Source organism: Photobacterium chitinilyticum, from assembly GCF_004104355.1.
Lineage (GTDB): Bacteria > Pseudomonadota > Gammaproteobacteria > Enterobacterales > Vibrionaceae > Photobacterium > Photobacterium chitinilyticum.
In genome coordinates, this window is the sequence record NZ_RJLM01000140.1 from 1 (window position 1) to 571 (window position 571).

The 571-nt window shown below is 59.3% G+C and carries 1 rRNA gene; it reads right to left on the reverse strand.

Going from position 1 to position 571, the window contains the following annotated elements:
* Positions 1-571: ribosomal RNA gene (locus tag EDI28_RS28200) — 23S ribosomal RNA — on the reverse strand; the annotation flags it as partial.

Genomic DNA, 571 nt, shown 5'->3' on the forward strand with positions numbered 1-571 from the left:
CGACGTCTCCGAGGTCGGTTGCGTTACCGCGCTGGGCGCACGCCGAACCAAAGGCCCGACACACACCAATCTCCGTGGACGACGTCTCCGAGGTCGGTTGCGTTACCGCGCTGGGCGCACGCCGAACCAAAGGCCCGACACACACCAATCTCCGTGGACAGGGGCGGGAATATTAACCCGATTCCCTTTCGCTACAGGGGGCTGCAATGCAACAGTACTTTGCAGATTACTGAACAAAGCCCGCGAACGGACAATGTCAGGCACCCCGTCTCTGTTCCGATTTACCGGATCACTTAGGACCGCCTGRCCCATGGTCAACTGCTGTTCCCATGGAACCCTTCTCCACCTCGGCCTTCAAGGTTCTCACTTGAATATTTGCTACTACCACCAAGATCTGCGCCTGTGGKTGCTKCACCTASGCTCACGCCTGAGGCTKCCCGCTAGCCRCAGCGACCCYCSTACWCGTYGCCGYTACTCCATGCCTGGACCAAGTGCAGCTTGCCCTCACACAGCATAGGCCCAGCTTACAGCAACGGTCCGGTATAGGTCCAACGCTCGAGCGCCATCCATT